The sequence below is a fragment of the Pedobacter sp. V48 genome (assembly GCF_000523515.1).
GTDB lineage: Bacteria > Bacteroidota > Bacteroidia > Sphingobacteriales > Sphingobacteriaceae > Pedobacter.
In genome coordinates this window covers 1-15,645 of record NZ_AWRU01000032.1, presented here as the reverse complement: position 1 = coordinate 15,645, position 15,645 = coordinate 1, and the positions used below count along the sequence as shown (strand labels likewise).

The window sequence follows — 15,645 nt, the reverse complement described above, 5'->3', positions numbered from 1 at the left end:
TGAATTTTATGTATAGCGCATTGTTTTTTGCCATATAATTATTGTTTTTTTTATTCGTATTTATCAATTCCTGATGGTTCTTATGTATTTTTGATTTTTTATGACTGAAAAGGAAAAATTACGAATTGATAAATACTTGTGGGCAATAAGATTATTTAAAACCAGAAGTTTAGCCACAGAGGCCTGTAAAGCAGGCCGCGTTAAATTTAATGGCCAAAATCTTAAGCCTTCTGCTATTGTAAAACCGGGTGATGTTTATCAGGTATCAAAAGGGATAGAAAAAAAATTAATAGAGGTAGTGGAACTTTTGTATAACAGGGTAGAATCTAAAATTGCCGTAACTAAATACAAAGACATCACCCCGGTCGAAGAAACGCATGCATTCAAATCCATGTTCCATGCTCCTGCATTAAAAAGAGACAGAGGATCTGGCCGACCAACTAAAAAGGATAGGCGCGAAACCGATGATTTGATAGGGGGGATGTTTAAAGCAGAAGAATAGTTATTCCTTTTTTATCAAACGCATCCGATAAGCCTGGGTGGCCGTTTTCCCTAATTTTTTAATCAGCTGATAATTGGCAACGGCCCCAACGGCGGCACCTACTACGGGTAGCAACTGAGCCAGCTTAGCAATATCAATATAATCACGATATTCCTGTTGAAACGTTTTCCAGTCGAAATTATCGGAACTTTCTGGTAGCACAATTAATTTTTGATCCCRRTCYTNGCWTATGCAGAAATACCTTAGCAGCGCCTTCCTTACTTGAAAAAGCCAATTGGAAAATGTAAAGGATGTATAAGCGTTCCCGAAAATCTTTCACATCGAAACCATATAATGAAGCTATTTCAAAAAGCATTTTCATCTTTATGCCGACAAGAATTGGAAAGTCGGCCATACTCATTAAAAAACCTCCGGCCCCGGTTATACCACCTTCAGCAGCTCCGGTTTTACAGTAACTGTCTATTTTTTCGCGCACCAGGGCTTCCCTATGAATCAAACTCATTCCCATTGGAGGGATGGAAGAAGTAGTATAAGTAGAACCAAAAAGAACGGCCTTTGTCATTCCCTTAATGGCAGCAGTAATTGCATTATGAACCTTGTCGGGAATATAAGTGTTTATCTTTTTCTGAATGCCATCTGTAACCTTGCTCAAAACAGATGGTTTTTTAAGAATATCCCTTTTCCAAAACTCCAGTTCAATCTCTACTTTTTGCTTATAATTATCCATTCTGCAGGGTTTTATGCATTGTCGTTACGTTGTTTAATATAAGACGTGACAAGGCAGTCATAAGTTACAGAAAAGGCTAGTACTCTGTCTTCTCTGCAGTTTTACTCCAAAGCTTAAAGGCTCTTTGCGCATCGTCTCTAAGCATTTGCTTAAAAGGAAGTACACGATCGGCCATAGATTTATGAATTTCATCATAAATGAATTTGTCGCTAAAGCCTATATCTGCTGCATCTATTTTTGTATTTGCGTAATAGATGGTATCAATCCTTGCCCAGTAAACAGCGCTCAGGCACATCGGGCATGGCTCGCAACTGGTATAGATCACACATCCACTTAAATCAAATGTTTTTAGTTTTTTGCAGGCCAGCCTTATCGCAGCAACCTCTGCATGTGCAGTAGGATCGTTACTTGCGGTAACCATATTGGCACTTTTCGCAATAACTTTCCCGTTCTTTACTACAACGGCACCAAAAGGTCCACCCATCTTTTCTAAAACATTTTCTTCAGAAAGCTGAATTGCCAGCTTCATGAATTTTTCGTGCTCTTTTAATTTTTCCATATAAATTGTGGTGCAAAAAAAATGCCCCGATAATTCGGGGCACCTTGTATGTTAATAAACCGGCATTATTTTGTTGCTGGTTTGTAAGTATCGTTTAATCCAATAATAACTTCACTGGTTACATCTAAACTTTCGTCAGCAAATAAAATTGCGCTGTTTCCTTTAGAATAAGTCAACACCATTTTATAACCTTTCTTTTTTGCATAACCTTTCAGGTAATCAGCAACTTTGTCGTAAAGTTTTTCGTTTTCAGTAGCCTGTTCAGTTTGAAGTGCAGCACCTGCATTTTGCTGATAAGCCTGTAATTCCTGTTGTTTACGTGCTAATCTTTCTTCAGTTTTAGCTCTTTGATCAGCAGGTAAAGTATTTGCCTGTTGTTGATAAGCAGCAACTTCACGTTGAAACGCTTGTTGTTTAGATCCAAGATCAGCTTGAGCTGTTTTAGATTTTGCTTCTAATTTTACTTTAATGTCTTTAAAATACTGATATTTTGTTAGCAATGAATCAGAGTTCACGTAAACGATTTTCTCGTTATTTGAAACAGTAGTTGGCTCAGATTTAATAGCTGCGCCAGCTTTCTCTTCTTTATTCTGACAAGATGCCATTAAAGAAACTATGGCTACAGCAGTAGCTATACTGCCTAATGTTGATTTTGTTTTCATTAGTGTTTAATTTGTTTTTTCTGGGTTATAAACCTATCCTCTTGCCCATTTCTGAGTGATAAATTTCAACAAATATAAAATTTCAAATTTAGTATCCTAAAGAACTGTTTTTTTTCGGATGATTTTTGGCTGTTTTAAGTCAAATAGTTATCCACATTTGCCGTTAATTGGCCATAAATGGTTAAATTTGAGTCTAATTGTTTTATTTAAAAATATGAGCGAAGAAAAGGATCCTAATTCAAATTATTCGGCAGATAATATACAGGTTTTAGAAGGTTTAGAAGCGGTGCGTAAGCGCCCTTCGATGTATATAGGCGATACAGGAGTTAAAGGTTTACATCACCTGGTGTATGAGGTTGTAGATAACTCGATTGATGAGGCATTGGCAGGACACGCCGATACCATTTATGTAAATATTCTTGAAGATAACTCGATAAGAGTTGAAGATAACGGACGTGGTATTCCAACAGGAATTAACACAAAAGAGCAGAAATCTGCACTAGAAATTGTAATGACAGTTCTGCACGCAGGTGGTAAATTCGATAAGGATACTTACAAAGTATCTGGTGGTTTACACGGTGTGGGGGTAAGTTGCGTAAACGCATTGTCGACCCATTTAAGAGCAGAAGTACATAGGGAAGGAAAAATCTGGGTACAGGAATACAATATTGGTAAACCGCTATACGAAGTAAAATCTATCGGTGATACCGATAAACGCGGTACCATAGTAACCTTTACACCAGATGCTACCATATTTACCCAAACAACAGAGTATCGTTATGATACCCTGGCTTCAAGATTAAGGGAGCTATCTTTCTTAAATAAAGGCATCAGTTTAACACTTACTGATGAGCGTGAAGTAAATAATGATGGAACTTTCCGTACAGAACTTTTCCATTCTGAAGGTGGATTGAAAGAATTTGTTCAGTTTCTTGATGGTAACCGCCCGTCTTTAATTGCTGAACCAATTTATGTTGAAGGAATCAAAAATGGTATTCCTGTTGAACTTGCTTTGCAGTACAACGACAGCTACGCAGAAAACGTTCACTCTTATGTAAACAATATTAACACACATGAGGGTGGTACACACATTGCCGGTTTTAGAAGAGGTTTAACCAGAACATTAAAAGCATATGCTGATAAATCAGGATTGCTTAAAGGAGTTAAATTTGAAATCACAGGTGATGACTTTAGAGAAGGTTTAACTGCAGTAATTTCTGTGAAGGTTCAGGAGCCTCAGTTTGAGGGCCAAACCAAAACCAAATTAGGTAACTCTGAGGTTATGGGTGCGGTTGATATTGCTGTGGGTGAGGCCCTTGGTATTTACCTGGAAGAATATCCCAGAGAAGCTAAATCAATTGTTAATAAAGTAATTCTTGCGGCTACTGCCCGTGCTGCGGCGCGTAAAGCTCGCGAAATGGTACAACGCAAGAGTGTTATGGGAGGTTCAGGCCTTCCAGGTAAACTTGCCGATTGTTCAGATAGCGATCCGGAAAAATGTGAACTATACCTGGTGGAGGGAGACTCCGCAGGTGGAACTGCCAAACAAGGTAGAGATCGTAATTTTCAGGCTATCCTACCTCTAAAAGGTAAGATCCTGAATGTTGAAAAAGCAATGGAACATAAGATCTACGAAAATGATGAGATCAAAAATATGTTTACTGCTCTTGGCGTAAGTATTGGTACTCCAGAGGATGATAAAGCCTTAAATCTTACCAAACTTCGTTATCATAAAATCGTAATCATGACGGATGCGGATATCGACGGATCTCACATCACTACGCTTATTCTTACCTTCTTCTTTAGGTATATGAAAGCATTGATAGAGGCTGGATATGTTTATATCGCTGCTCCCCCGTTGTATCAGGTTAAAAAAGGTAAAGAATTTGAATATTGCTGGAATGATCAGCAACGTGATGCTGCGGTACAGCGTTTAAAAGGTGCTGGTAAAGAAGAAAGCGTACATATTCAACGTTACAAAGGTTTGGGAGAGATGAATGCAGAACAACTGTGGGACACAACTCTTGATCCGGCAAAACGTACATTAATGCAGGCAACAATTGAAAATGCTGCAGAGTGCGACCATACATTCTCTATGCTTATGGGCGATGATGTTGCTCCAAGAAGAGAGTTCATTGAAAGAAACGCAAAATATGCTAAAATTGATGCTTAATTTTTAAGCTTTCAAGAATACTAAAAAGGGTGTATCATAAAAAAGTTTATGATACACCCTTTTTTTGTAGACTGTTTTTAAGTTCCCGGCTAAGGTTGGAAATCTTATACATATATTAGATATACTTATCTATAAAGGTATAGTTTCATCTTTTTATAGTTAATTACTGCCTGATATTTCAAGAGTAAATCACTGCCTAGAATGCCTATAATGGGTGGGTGCCCAAGGTTTTCGTAAGCCTGGTTTACTGTTTCCAAATCTAGTGCTACAGTTTCATAATCCTTTAATACAAGGCTGCCAATTTTTATAGTTGGTATTATCGCCTGTAATGTACTTGAGGTAGAGAATAATGTGGTCGCCTGTGTCTCTTCGCTGTGTTCCAGTTCCTTTAGGTGTTCTTTAACAAAGGTTTTGTCAAAAACCGATCTGGATGCCCCTGTATCAACGACTGCAAATAATTTTTGTCCAAAAACAACAATTTCCACCAGTAGGTGGAAACCGTCGTCTTGTAAGCTTATTAATATTAAGGGTATTGAGATTGGTCTCATTTAAGCAGATCTGTATACCCTAGTTTAAACGAGTTTCATCTCATGAAGTACGTCATTCATGTTACGAACAGCATCAGCACTTTTGTTAAAGGTGGCTTGTTCAGTATCACTTAATTGAATGTCTAGTATTTTTTCAGCACCGTTTTTACCAAGAATTACCGGAACAACTAATGAAATATCTTTTTGTCCGTATTCGCCTTCCAGGAACACCCCAGATGAGATCAGTTTTTTCTGGTCCCGTACAATGCTTTCAACCATTGCAGCAGTACCTGCACCGGGCGCGTACCATGCAGATGTGCCAATTAGTTTAGTTAAAGTAGCGCCGCCTACCATAGTGCTGGCAACAACTTTTTCTTGTTGCTCTTTGCTTAAGAATTGGGTAACAGGGATGCTATTCCAGGTGGCATGGTTAATTAAAGGAATCATAGTCGTATCTCCATGACCGCCAATAACCATGGCATTCAGATCAGCTGGAGAACAGCTTAATTCCTGACTTAAGTAATATTTAAACCTTGATGAATCTAAAGCACCACCCATTCCTATTACACGGTTTTTAGGTAGTCCTGAAGTTTTTAAGGCCAGATAATTCATGGTGTCCATTGGGTTCGAAACCACGATGATAATGGTGTCCGGAGAGTATTTTAAGATATTTTCGGCAACACCCTTTACAATTCCGGCGTTGATGCCAATTAACTCTTCACGGGTCATTCCCGGCTTACGCGGTAAGCCCGAAGTTATAACCACAACTTCAGATCCTGCCGTGCTGGCATAATCGTTGGTAACACCGGTAATTTTAGTGTCAAAGCCTAATAGAGCGGCCGTTTGCATCATATCAATTGCCTTGCCTTCTGCAAAACCTTCTTTAATGTCCAGTAAAATTAGCTCTTCAGCTAATTCTCTTCTGGCAATATTATCTGCACAAGTAGCGCCAACGGCACCTGCACCCACAACCGTTATCTTCATAAATATAGTTTTTTACATATGTTACCTTACCTTCGAAGTTAGAAAAATACATGAGTTTAAAAAATGGTTTTTAAAACTTTATTCTTTATTGCTGGTTTTATGATAAAGAATTTACATTTGCTAATCGAGTGAAAAAATAGGGGGGCTTATGGAAAATATACCAGTACAAAAAGTTGATATAATGTCTTATGCAGGCAAATGGTATTCGCTATGTTCCATACCTACTATTATGGATAAAGACTGGTATCAAACTACGGAAACTTATGTAATACACCCCGATGGTTACTACGCTGTATTTACTACATATAAGGTTGTTGGAACTGATGAGCAAAGATATACCCGATCAAAACTTTTTGTAACCAGGGGCAGTAATAATGCTATTTTAAAGGCTCAATATGTTTGGCCTTTTAAGGTTGATTATTGGGTAGTGGAACTGGCCGATGATTATTCGTATGCTGTAGTTGGGCATCCTAAGCACAGGCATCTTTCTATTCTATCGCGTAAACCAGGCATGGCTGATAAACTACTTGCAGAAATTATTGACAGGTGTGGGCGGCGTGGTTATGATACCTCAAAGCTTGTTTCTCAGGAACATCACATTCTTTCTTCTGCTGATACCGCACTGGCCTGATCTTAAAATTTAGAAACACCTTACATCGCCGGCAAAAAATACGTATTTTTGGACTTCCATTCTTGAATTCCGAAACGAGTAATTTAATTACAATATGTATTTGATTTTTGACACCGAAACTACAGGTTTACCACGCAATTGGAATGCCCCGATTACTGATACTGATAATTGGCCCAGGTGTATTCAAATTGCTTGGCAGCTTCATGATGAGTTTGGTAATCTAATCGAAAACCAGGATTATCTTGTAAATCCGAACGGATTTAATATTCCATATGATGCCGAGCGTATTCACGGCATTTCAACTGAACTTGCTCAGGAGCAAGGTGTTGAGCTGCAGGAAGTGTTAGGTAAATTTAATATTGCACTTTCTAAGGCAAAATTTATTGTAGGTCAAAACATTGGTTTCGATGTTAATATTATGGGCTGTGAGTTTCATAGGATGGGGGTAGAAAGTCCGATGACACAGATGCCTGTTCTTGATACCTGCACAGAAACTACGGCCGAGCTGTTGCGTCTTCCAGGTGGTAGAGGGGGCAGGTTTAAATTACCTAATTTAACTGAACTTCATGAATACCTTTTTGGTGAGCCATTTTCGGAAGCACACAATGCTACTGCCGATGTAGAGGCAACTACACGTTGCTTTTTTCAACTTCTGAAAATTGATACCTTCAGACCTGATCAGTTACAGGCAGACCAGAACTATTTACGGCTTTTTAAAGAAAAGAACCCTGGAGTAATAAACCGCATCGGTTTAACACATATAAACCTTAAGTCGGCCTCTGATGATATCAGAAAAAGGTTGCAAAAAAGCAGCGGTGGACCTTCTAAACAGGAACTTGCAGGTAATAAAGAAGAGCTTAAAACTGCCTCTTTTGCACATTTACACAACCATACGCAGTTTTCTGTTCTACAGTCGACCATCAATATTCCTGCACTTATAAAGGCGGCGGCTGCAGAGAAAATGCCTGCTGTTGCGATGACCGATCATGCAAATATGATGGGGGCCTTTCATTTTGTAACTCAGGTACTCAATCATAATAAAGCTATTGAGGCTAAAAATGCTGCTGCTTTAGAAAAAGGAGAGGAACCTACTGATGTTATTTTAAAACCAGTAGTTGGATGTGAGTTTTTTGTATGTGAAAACCACGAAGATAAAAAACGTAAAGATGATGGTTATCAGATGGTATTGCTGGCCAAGAATAAAAATGGCTATCATAACCTGGCAAAAATGTCGTCCATTGCCTATACCAAAGGTTTTTACTATGTGCCAAGGATAGATAAGGCGGTGATAGAGCAATATAAGGAAGATATTATTGTACTATCCGGAAACCTTTACGGAGAGATTTCCAGCAAATTGCTGAATATTGGAGAGCGCCAGGCAGAAGAAGCTTTGCTATGGTGGAAAGAACAATTTGGCGACGATTTTTATATCGAGTTGATGCGTCACAACCAGGATGATGAGAATATTGTAAATGTCTCTCTTGTTTCTCTGGCACGTAAGCATGAAGTGAAAATGGTGGCTACCAACAATACCTATTACATTGGTAAAAAGGATGCAAATGCGCATGATATTTTACTTTGTGTAAAAGATGGCGAGAAACAAGCTACACAAATAGGTCGTGGCCGGGGTTTTCGTTATGGTTTGCCTAATCAGGAATACTATTTCAAATCTTCGGATGAGATGAAGGCACTTTTTGCTGATCTTCCCGAAGCAATCTTAAATATACAGTCAATTGTAGATAAAATTGAGATCTATAAACTTGCCCGTGAGGTGCTTTTACCTAAGTTCGATATCCCGGAAGAGTTTTTAGTTGCCGAGGATGAAGAAGATGGAGGAAAACGTGGAGAAAACAAATTCCTGCGCCATCTTACTTATGTAGGTGCTAAAAAACGCTATGGCGAGCTTACGCCTGAAATTACTGAGCGACTTGATTTCGAGCTGCAGACGATCGAAAAAACAGGTTATCCAGGCTACTTCCTTATTGTACAGGATTTTATTGCTGAGGCCAGAAACCTTGATGTTTCTGTTGGGCCGGGCCGTGGTTCTGCTGCGGGATCGGTTGTTGCCTATTGCTTATGGATCACCAACATAGATCCCATTAAATACGACCTCCTTTTTGAGCGTTTCCTGAATCCGGATCGTGTATCCATGCCCGATATTGATATCGATTTTGACGATGAGGGCCGTGGTAGGGTAATGGACTATGTAATTAAAAAATACGGCTCAAACCAGGTTGCGCAGATCATTACGTATGGTACCATGGCTGCAAAATCTTCTATCAGAGATACTGCACGTGTACTGGATCTGCCACTTTTTGAAGCTGATAAAATAGCCAAGCTCATACCCAACATGAAGTTGGCCAAGATATTTACGCTTGACGAAAAGACCTTAAAAGGGGCTTTAAGGGCAGACGAATACGAAAAGGTTTTAGAATTAAAGGTATTATCTGAGGCTAAAAACTTAAGTGCCGAAACCATCCTGCAGGCACAGATTCTGGAAGGATCTTTACGCAACACAGGTATACATGCTTGTGGGGTAATTATTACGCCTGATGATATTACGAACTTCGTTCCTGTTTCTACAGCTAAGGATTCTGATCTTTATGTAACACAGTTCGATAACTCTGTTGTAGAAAGTGCTGGTTTGTTAAAGATGGACTTTTTGGGGTTAAAAACGCTAACCCTTATTAAGGATACGGTAAAGCTTGTAAAACTWGGSCRTKKWKKMGAYMWWRRTCCTGATAATTTCCCTATCGATGATGAAAAGACATATGAGCTTTTCCAACGCGGTGAAACCATAGGTATTTTCCAGTACGAGAGTAATGGAATGCAGAAATACATGAAGGAGCTGAAACCTACCGTTTTTGGTGACTTAATTGCTATGAACGCACTGTATCGCCCCGGACCTTTGGAGTATATTCCAAGCTTTGTACGCCGGAAAAACGGAGAGGAAGAGATTCAGTATGACCTTGATGCCTGCGAAGAATATTTAAAGGAAACCTACGGTATCACCGTATATCAGGAGCAGGTGATGCTTTTATCGCAAAAACTTGCGGGTTTTACCAAAGGTGAGGCTGACGTTTTGCGTAAGGCCATGGGTAAAAAGCAAAAGGACGTATTGGATAAGATGAAACCCAAATTTGTAGCCCAGGCTGCAGAGAAAGGACACGACCCTGCTACGCTTGAAAAGATTTGGAAAGACTGGGAGGCCTTTGCATCCTATGCCTTCAACAAATCTCACTCCACCTGTTATGCATGGATCGCTTACCAAACGGCGTATTTAAAGGCTCATTATCCTGCTGAATATATGGCTGCAGTACTGTCAAATAATATGAGTGACATTAAACAGGTTGCCTTTTTTATGGAAGAGTGTAAGCAAATGGGGGTTCAGGTACTAGGTCCGGATGTCAATGAGTCGGATATTAAGTTTTCTGTAAACCCGCAGGGTGAAATCCGTTTTGGTTTATCTGGTATTAAAGGAGTTGGTGATAAGGCGGTAGAAAGTATCATTGAAGAGCGTAATGTTAATGGGATGTACAAAGATGTTCATGATTTTGCCAAAAGATCTAATACCCGGACAGTAAATAAAAAAGCATRSGAGRSYTTTGYWTMCARTGSYKYATYWSNAWSKCYTYKRWTAYCANNTMRRSCAMAAYNNAYTTYWYNNTGYGGGTTNANNTGAGAAAATGAACGGTATTGAGAAGCTTATCAAGTTTGCCAATGATTTTTCGAATAATGAATCCTCGTCTCAATCGTCTCTATTTGGAGGTTCGGTTGCCGATATGATTTCAGAACCATCGCTTCCGGTTGCACCGGAATGGAGTTTAATTGATCGGTTGAAATTTGAAAAGGATGCCATTGGGATATTCCTGAGTGGTCACCCGCTTGACAATTACCGTTTAGAATTAAAAGAATTTTGCCAGCAAAAGGTTAAACACCTTTCTGTGGTTAACAAGATAAGAACCGGCGATACAAACGAAGAGGTACTTGCAGAGTTTGAAGGAATAAAGAACAGGGAACTGGTTGTAGGAGGGTTAGTAGTGGTAGCGGCTCAAAGGATGACTAAAACCGGAAAGCCTTTTGGAACTATGGTTTTTGAAGACTATGATGACAGTTGTGAGCTTGCGTTGTTTGGTGATGATTTCATTAAATTTAAGCAGTTTCTTACTGATGGCTATTTTCTGCAGATTCGCGGGAGGGTTGGAGAACGGTTTAGAAAAGAGGGAGACTGGGAGTTTAAGATCACTTCGATTAACTTGCTTTCGGAATTAAGAGATAAGTTGGCCAAGTCTGTCACCATTCAGGTGCCACTTGAAAGGATAGACGATGACTTTATGACTCAAATTAATGCTATATTAGAAGACAATAAGGCCAATACTGATCAGCAAAATTGCCAGCTACTTTTTGAGGTTTATGATAGGGAACAGAATGTGAACATTAAAATGCCTTCTAAGTCGGTTAAAATCAATCCTAGTAATCAACTTTTAGAACAATTACAGAGTTTGGATGTTCACCCTAAGTTGAACTAATGTCATTTTGGCATTAGTAAAGTAGATGGCACTACAATTGATTATATATTTGCATCAGCAATAGCCTGATAAGTTTATACTCACAGAGTTTATGTCACAGGCTTTTAACCGTTGATTTCAATAGAAAAAAATAAAATAAAAATAAGAATTATGGCTTTGGAAATTACAGATGCAAACTTCGAGGAAGTTGTATTAAAATCAGATAAACCCGTTTTGGTTGATTTTTGGGCAGAATGGTGTGGTCCATGTCGCATGGTTGGACCATCAGTAGATGAGATCTCAAAAGAATACGAAGGAAAAGCAATCGTGGGTAAAGTGAATGTAGACAACAACCCTCAGATCTCAACTCAGTTCGGAATCCGCAACATTCCTGCATTGTTGTACTTTAAAGACGGTCAGGTTGTAGATAAGCAAGTTGGTGCAGTTCCAAAATCTGTATTAGCACAGAAATTAGATAAGCAGTTATTATAACTCAACATATACTAGTTTAAAAAAAGCGTTCATAACTTATGAACGCTTTTTTTATATTTACACTATGCAGTCGCCATTTGATGAACAAGCCTTACACTTTAACAGTAATTTAGAACTTCTTGCCCGACAGGTGGTAGAAGGCTTTATTACCGGTCTTCATAAGAGTCCGTTTCATGGCTTTTCCGTTGAATTTGCAGAACACAGGCTTTACAATGTAGGCGATAGTGTTAAGAATATTGATTGGAAATTGTTTGCCCGAACAGATAAACTGTTCAGTAAAAGGTACGAAGAGGAAACCAACCTTCGGTGCCAGTTTATCATAGATGTATCATCTTCTATGTATTTCCCAATAAACGAATACAATAAGCTTAATTTTTCAATACAAGCCACTGCAGCATTAATTTACTTATTAAAACGGCAACGTGATGCCTTTGGCCTTAGTCTTTTTACAGATCATTTGTTATTAAATACTCCGGCAAAATCTACTACAACACATCAAAAATATTTATTTACACATCTGGAAGGGATATTGAAATCTCAAAAGATGGATGTAAAAACTAATGTTGATCAGGCATTGCATCAGATAGCGGAACTGATTCATAAACGCTCATTAGTGGTAGTTTTCAGTGATATGCTGAATACCATGCAGGATGAGAATGAAACTGAAGCGTTGTTTTCTGCACTGCAACATTTAAAGTTTAACAAGCACGAAGTAATTATTTTTAATGTTACCGATAAATCAAAGGAAGTAGATTTCGGCTTTGAAAACAGACCCTATGAGTTTGTAGATATGGAAACCGGTGCCACTCTTAAGGCGCATACGTCCAAAGTAAAAGAAGCATATCTGTTAAAAATGAGTAGTTACAGACAATCCATTCAGCTTAAGTGTACTCAATATAAGATCGATATGATTGATGCCGATATCTCTGCCGGGTTCAATCCCATATTGCAGGCCTACCTCATTAAAAGACAAAAGATGAGCTAAGAATTTGTTATCAGTTCGGTATTCTTTAAAATAACAGAACAGGCGTATTCAATTTCCTCGCTGCTAATAATTAGTGGAGGGGCTACACGCATAGAGTTGCTACAATGTAAAAACCAGTCGCTTATTACGCCATCAGCAATGCAAGCATCAATGATCTTTTTGTTTGTTTCGAAGTTTTCAAACTCGATCGCAATCATTAAACCCTTACCACGCACTTCCTTTATTGCCGGATGTACCAGTAATTTCTTAAACAGCTCACCTTTTTCAGTTACTCCGTCAACAATATTTTCGTGAAGAATGGCCTGTAATGTTGCCAGACCAGCAGCGCAGCTAACAGGGTGACCGCCGAAGGTTGTAATGTGGCCAAGTATCGGGTTGGTTGCCAGTGCTATCATAATCTCTTTTGAACTGATAAATGCACCGATAGGCATCCCGCCACCAATACCTTTGGCCAGTAAAAGAATATCAGGCACAATGTCAAAATGTTCAAAACCAAATAGCTTGCCAGTTCGTCCAAAACCGCATTGTATTTCGTCAAGCACTAATAAGGTGCCTGTAGCAGTGCATTTCTCTCTAAGCGCTTTAAAATAGGCTTTATCGGCAATTCTAATTCCTGCTTCACCCTGTATGGTTTCAATAAATACTGCTGCGGTATTTGTAGTGATGAGATCCAGATCAGGTAGAGAGTTGTATTCAATAAATTTAATATGAGGTAATAACGGGCGATAAGCTTGTTTGAACTCCTCATTTCCCATTAAACTTAAAGCACCTTGAGTGCTGCCATGATAGGAATTGTTGCAGGAAATAATTTCTGTACGATCTGTATAGCGTTTTGCAAGCTTCATTGCGCCTTCAACGGCTTCTGCCCCAGAATTTACAAAATAAGTGCAATTTAAATTGGCAGGAAGAACATCTGCAAGGGCTTTGGCAAAATTGACTTGTGGACTTTGAACAAACTCACCATATACCATGATATGCATGTAACTTTCGGCCTGATTTTTTACTGCTTTCACAACGGCAGGATGACAATGACCAACATTGCTAACGCCAATGCCGGCAATTAAGTCGAGATATTTTTTGCCCTCAGTATCATAAAGATACATTCCGCTGGCTTTATTGAATTCTAAAAGAAGAGGCTCTAATGTGGTTTGAGCGTTATGGTGAAGAAATAACTGACGTTGTGTAAGCATGCACAAAGGTAAGAATTATTTCGCTACACACCTTTTTAAGGCCTTTTATTACGGTACCTTGATAGTAGTTCGCGTTTAAAGGTTTCCTGTGCCCTATAGTATTTTCCTATAACCTTAATCGGTAAGCTCGCTTTTAGTTTTGCGTAATATTTCTTGTCGAGGTTTAGTTCTCTTTGTTTAAAGCTAAAATCATTAACAATAAGTGTTTGTACTTCGCTATCAGATAGTTCATCAATTTCAGGCATTTTTCTAAAACTGATCATTTTTTGTCCACGCTCTTTGCGCAGCTGGGCTTGTTCTTTTTGGTAATCATTGTAGATTGGCCAGAAGATCTTAGCTTCTTCAGCCGAAAGCTCAAGTTTTTGGGTTAAATAAGTAATCTTATAAGACTCAATTTCTTCGCGTTTCTTGTCATCTGGCTTTTGTGCCATTGCAAGAAATGGAAATGCGAAAAGGAATGTTATAATGGTTAAATTTTTCATTTCTTTCTATAAATTATAAACTTGTTGCAAGCTCATTCTGCGAATAGTTAGTTAGTATATAATTTTCTAAATCAGTATCAGCCACTGTCGACTTAGGCTGTGTAATATCGGTACTGCTAATATGATCTATAATTACTTGCTCATCAATGTCGTATAACATTTGCTCTGTCGCCAAATCTGAAGAAACTGTTTGTTGAGCAGGGCTTTGTTGTTGGTTGAAATACAAACCTACTCCAGTTATTAATAAAAAGCAGGCTGCCGAAGCATACTTAACGAGATTGGAATTCCATAAGCGTATAACTTTAGGTTTTGCAATTGGTTTTGTTTCACCTACTGTTTTTGCTAAAATATTGGCTTGCAATTTTTCAAAGTAATGATCTGGTACAATATGCCCGTCATTTTGAATAACAGATTTTAATTTTTCAGCACTAATTCTGGCATTGATACTTTCGCTCAATTCATCAAAATAATGCGCAGGAGTAGTAAACCCGGTTTCCCGAACTCCCTTCATCCATTCATCGTTTTCAAAATCTTGTTTCATTACAAATGTATTGATGCATTAATTGCCAAAAGGTTTAAAAGGTAATGTCTTCAYWTAGCWNTAAAAAMNNTTSAAKTTTTTWTRCWRMNATGWNGAMAWKASNCTTTTAAASCWYYTRSMYTGSWRYYWKTKAWMTCTGAAATTTCCTCATATTTAAGTTCATCAAAATATTTCATATTAAATATCAGTCTTTGTTTTTCAGGTAAAGTTAATAATGCCTGCTGTAGTTTTAGCTGTACTTTATCCCCATTAAAATAAGATGAAGCCACCAGGGTCTCTGCCAGTTCATCAGATACCTCGTCTAAAGGAGTATTGTTTCTTTGTTTCTTTTTATTGAGAAAGGTGATAGATTCGTTGGTAGCAATCCTGTAGATCCAGGTATAAAGCTGCGAGTCACTGCGGAAAGAATCGAGATTTTTCCAAACCTTAATGAACACATCCTGCACCAGATCATCCGCATCGTCGTGATCAATTACTAGGCGTCGGATGTGCCAGTAAATTTTTTGTTGATATTTATTTAAAAGCAGGTTAAAGGCTTCATCGCGAGTTTTTGTGTTTGAGAACTTCTCTAAAATCTCTGAGTCTTCAACCTGCTTCATTTATTCTATTTTGGTTGTAGGTGATATTATTTTTTTGCTCTTTTAATTACTTTTTGAGCTGCTTCAATAATATTAATTGAATC

Annotated in this window: 13 protein-coding genes and 3 pseudogenes; 6 read left to right on the top strand and 10 right to left on the bottom strand. The window is 38.4% G+C overall.

The annotated features are described in order from the left end of the window. Positions 1-100 precede the first annotated feature (100 nt). Positions 101-502: an RNA-binding S4 domain-containing protein gene (locus N824_RS21945; RefSeq protein ID WP_048907288.1), complete on the top strand. Its 402-nt coding sequence runs from the start codon at positions 101-103 to the stop codon at positions 500-502. On the opposite strand, the gene N824_RS35895 is transcribed toward N824_RS21945, so the two are convergent. The 4 genes and pseudogenes from N824_RS35895 to N824_RS21930 all read right to left on the bottom strand — a co-directional run bounded on the left by N824_RS35895 (position 503) and on the right by N824_RS21930 (position 2,450). Next, entirely contained in the window at positions 503-703 is a 201-nt protein-coding gene (locus tag N824_RS35895) for an EcsC family protein (protein WP_255327470.1), read from the bottom strand. Further along, positions 681-1,229 (bottom strand): annotated as a pseudogene (locus tag N824_RS21940) (EcsC family protein). The gene N824_RS35895 and the pseudogene N824_RS21940 overlap by 23 nt, the downstream one beginning before the upstream one ends. A 76-nt stretch (positions 1,230-1,305) precedes the next feature. Continuing rightward, complete coding sequence (locus N824_RS21935; RefSeq protein ID WP_048907287.1) at positions 1,306-1,788, bottom strand: nucleoside deaminase; 483 nt, start codon at positions 1,786-1,788, stop codon at positions 1,306-1,308. A gap of 65 nt (positions 1,789-1,853) precedes the next feature. Then, entirely contained in the window at positions 1,854-2,450 is a 597-nt protein-coding gene (locus tag N824_RS21930) for an OmpH family outer membrane protein (RefSeq protein WP_048907286.1), read from the bottom strand. A 214-nt stretch (positions 2,451-2,664) separates the two neighbouring features. Between N824_RS21930 and gyrB the strand changes: the two genes are divergently transcribed. Beyond that, positions 2,665-4,623, top strand: a complete 1,959-nt coding sequence (gyrB, locus tag N824_RS21925; protein ID WP_048907691.1) for a DNA topoisomerase (ATP-hydrolyzing) subunit B — start codon at positions 2,665-2,667, stop codon at positions 4,621-4,623. 125 nt (positions 4,624-4,748) lie between these two features. Here gyrB and N824_RS21920 read toward each other — a convergent pair whose 3' ends face one another. Together N824_RS21920 and mdh are read right to left on the bottom strand one after the other, a co-directional pair. After that, positions 4,749-5,171 carry a retropepsin-like aspartic protease gene (locus tag N824_RS21920; RefSeq protein ID WP_048907285.1) on the bottom strand — a complete coding sequence of 141 codons (423 nt, stop codon included), beginning with the start codon at positions 5,169-5,171 and terminating at the stop codon, positions 4,749-4,751. Positions 5,172-5,195: 24 nt separating this feature from the next. Continuing rightward, positions 5,196-6,134 carry a malate dehydrogenase gene (gene mdh / locus N824_RS21915; protein WP_048907284.1) on the bottom strand — a complete coding sequence of 313 codons (939 nt, stop codon included), beginning with the start codon at positions 6,132-6,134 and terminating at the stop codon, positions 5,196-5,198. 148 nt (positions 6,135-6,282) lie between these two features. Between mdh and N824_RS21910 the strand changes: the two genes are divergently transcribed. The 4 genes and pseudogenes from N824_RS21910 to N824_RS21895 all read left to right on the top strand — a co-directional run bounded on the left by N824_RS21910 (position 6,283) and on the right by N824_RS21895 (position 12,750). Next, on the top strand, positions 6,283-6,765 hold the full coding sequence (locus N824_RS21910) for a lipocalin family protein (RefSeq protein WP_048907283.1): 483 nt from the start codon (positions 6,283-6,285) through the stop codon (positions 6,763-6,765). A gap of 94 nt (positions 6,766-6,859) precedes the next feature. Then, positions 6,860-11,294 (top strand): annotated as a pseudogene (dnaE, locus tag N824_RS21905) (DNA polymerase III subunit alpha). Between the two features lie 150 nt (positions 11,295-11,444). Beyond that, the gene (gene trxA, locus N824_RS21900; RefSeq protein ID WP_048907690.1) at positions 11,445-11,765 is read left to right on the top strand and encodes a thioredoxin; all 321 of its coding nucleotides are present in this window, start codon (positions 11,445-11,447) and stop codon (positions 11,763-11,765) included. A gap of 64 nt (positions 11,766-11,829) precedes the next feature. Beyond that, on the top strand, positions 11,830-12,750 hold the full coding sequence (locus N824_RS21895; protein WP_048907282.1) for a DUF58 domain-containing protein: 921 nt from the start codon (positions 11,830-11,832) through the stop codon (positions 12,748-12,750). Here N824_RS21895 and N824_RS21890 read toward each other — a convergent pair. From N824_RS21890 to N824_RS21875, 4 genes and pseudogenes are all read right to left on the bottom strand, one after another. Then, positions 12,747-13,940, bottom strand: coding sequence for an aspartate aminotransferase family protein (locus N824_RS21890; protein WP_048907281.1), 1,194 nt, complete (start codon positions 13,938-13,940; stop codon positions 12,747-12,749). The two genes, N824_RS21895 and N824_RS21890, sit on opposite strands and share 4 nt — an antisense overlap. 35 nt (positions 13,941-13,975) lie before the next feature. After that, a complete protein-coding gene (locus N824_RS21885; RefSeq protein WP_048907280.1) occupies positions 13,976-14,422 on the bottom strand; it encodes a hypothetical protein in 447 nt (148 codons plus the stop codon). Positions 14,423-14,435: 13 nt separating this feature from the next. Then, positions 14,436-14,963: a hypothetical protein gene (locus N824_RS21880; RefSeq protein ID WP_048907279.1), complete on the bottom strand. Its 528-nt coding sequence runs from the start codon at positions 14,961-14,963 to the stop codon at positions 14,436-14,438. 50 nt (positions 14,964-15,013) lie between these two features. Next, a pseudogene (locus tag N824_RS21875) lies at positions 15,014-15,562 on the bottom strand (RNA polymerase sigma factor). Positions 15,563-15,645: the final 83 nt, after the last annotated feature.

Bases quoted from the DNA above. Each gene is read 5' to 3' on its own strand.
- N824_RS21945 (WP_048907288.1), top strand. From the start codon at position 101: ATGACTGAAAAGGAAAAATTACGAATTGATAAATACTTGTGGGCAATA.
- N824_RS21935 (WP_048907287.1), bottom strand. From the start codon at position 1,788: ATGGAAAAATTAAAAGAGCACGAAAAATTCATGAAGCTGGCAATTCAG.
- N824_RS21930 (WP_048907286.1), bottom strand. From the start codon at position 2,450: ATGAAAACAAAATCAACATTAGGCAGTATAGCTACTGCTGTAGCCATA.
- gyrB (WP_048907691.1), top strand. From the start codon at position 2,665: ATGAGCGAAGAAAAGGATCCTAATTCAAATTATTCGGCAGATAATATA.
- N824_RS21920 (WP_048907285.1), bottom strand. From the start codon at position 5,171: ATGAGACCAATCTCAATACCCTTAATATTAATAAGCTTACAAGACGAC.
- mdh (WP_048907284.1), bottom strand. From the start codon at position 6,134: ATGAAGATAACGGTTGTGGGTGCAGGTGCCGTTGGCGCTACTTGTGCA.
- N824_RS21910 (WP_048907283.1), top strand. From the start codon at position 6,283: ATGGAAAATATACCAGTACAAAAAGTTGATATAATGTCTTATGCAGGC.
- trxA (WP_048907690.1), top strand. From the start codon at position 11,445: ATGGCTTTGGAAATTACAGATGCAAACTTCGAGGAAGTTGTATTAAAA.
- N824_RS21895 (WP_048907282.1), top strand. From the start codon at position 11,830: ATGCAGTCGCCATTTGATGAACAAGCCTTACACTTTAACAGTAATTTA.
- N824_RS21890 (WP_048907281.1), bottom strand. From the start codon at position 13,940: ATGCTTACACAACGTCAGTTATTTCTTCACCATAACGCTCAAACCACA.
- N824_RS21885 (WP_048907280.1), bottom strand. From the start codon at position 14,422: ATGAAAAATTTAACCATTATAACATTCCTTTTCGCATTTCCATTTCTT.
- N824_RS21880 (WP_048907279.1), bottom strand. From the start codon at position 14,963: ATGAAACAAGATTTTGAAAACGATGAATGGATGAAGGGAGTTCGGGAA.